At 60.9% G+C, this 1,378-nt stretch carries 2 protein-coding genes; both read left to right on the top strand.

Going from position 1 to position 1,378, the window contains the following annotated elements; genetic code table 11:
• Nucleotides 1-936 (top strand): aromatic amino acid transaminase (locus tag DBR18_RS19590; protein WP_108591539.1); only part of this gene is annotated, 936 nt, incomplete at its 5' end.
• 251 nt (nt 937-1,187) lie between these two features.
• Entirely contained in the window at nt 1,188-1,319 is a 132-nt protein-coding gene (locus DBR18_RS29500) for a hypothetical protein (protein WP_256588800.1), read from the top strand.
• Nucleotides 1,320-1,378 lie beyond the last annotated feature (59 nt).

Below are 1,378 nucleotides of genomic sequence, written 5' to 3'. Positions count from 1 at the left end.
GACTCGAAGCTGATCACCGAACAGCGCGCCGGCGCTACCCAGACCCCGGGCGGCACCGGCGCCCTGCGTCTGGCGGCCGACTTCATCGCCCAGTGCCTGCCAGGCAAGGGCGTGTGGTTGAGCAATCCGACCTGGCCGATCCACGAAACGATCTTCGCCGCCGCCGGAGTCAAGGCCAGTCACTACCCGTACGTGGGTAGCGACAACCGCCTCGACGTCGATGCCATGCTCGCCGTGCTCAACGAAGTGCCGCAAGGCGACGTGGTGCTGCTGCATGCGTGCTGCCACAACCCGACCGGTTTCGACCTGAACCATGACGACTGGCAGCGTGTGCTCGACGTCGTGCGCCGCCGTCACCTGTTGCCGCTGATCGACTTCGCCTACCAGGGCTTTGGCGACGGGCTGGAGCAGGATGCATGGTCGACCCGGCTGTTCGCCGCCGAAGTGCCCGAGCTGCTGATTACCAGTTCCTGCTCGAAGAACTTCGGCCTGTATCGCGACCGCACCGGCGCGCTGATTGTCTGCGCGAAAACCGCCGACAAGCTGATCGACATTCGCAGCCAACTGGCCAACATCGCCCGCAACCTGTGGTCGACGCCACCGGATCACGGCGCGGCCGTGGTCGCGACCATCCTCACCGACCCGGAGCTGAAAGCCCGTTGGGCCGATGAAGTGGAAGCCATGCGCTTGCGCATCGCCCAATTGCGCAGTGGTCTGGTCGAAGCACTGGAACCGCACGGCTTGCGTGAGCGCTTTGCGCACATTGGCGTGCAACGCGGAATGTTCTCCTACACCGGGCTGTCGCCGGAGCAGGTCAAACAACTGCGTGAACATCACAGCGTGTATATGGTCAGCTCGGGCCGGGCCAACGTCGCCGGGATCGATGCCACGCGTCTGGCGCTGCTGGCACAAGCCATCGCTGACGTCAGCAAATAGATCCAGCCACACAAAAACCTGTAGGAGCTGCCGCAGGCTGCGATCTTTTGATCTTGTTTTTAAAATCAAAGTCAAAAGATCGCAGCCTTCGGCAGCTCCTACATTTGTTCGCGGCGCCTCCCCCTGCGGCCATCTGTCGCATTATTTTGAATTAAAAGTCTGATTGTCATTTTTCCTGCTGTATCCTGCGCAGGCTTTCAAGAAGCGCGGATCTACCAGATCTATCAACAGACTTAGCGAGGAGCGCAACCATGCACGAGATTCCTAATCTCCCCTTCCCAAGCCTGCACGTACCTGAGCAGACGACCACGCAACAAGCCGGCGCGGAGCAGCCCGAGCAGAAAGAAGCCGTTGAGAGCCGCCAGGCCGACAACGAAGAGTAAAACCCGCCGTACAGACCGTGTGGAAAGCGCTAAGATGCGCTTTCCACACTGCCTGAAAC

Source organism: Pseudomonas sp. HMWF021, assembly GCF_003061005.1.
Lineage (GTDB): Bacteria > Pseudomonadota > Gammaproteobacteria > Pseudomonadales > Pseudomonadaceae > Aquipseudomonas.
Note: the sequence above shows the minus strand (reverse complement) of the source record. Positions and strands in the feature narration are given on the sequence as shown.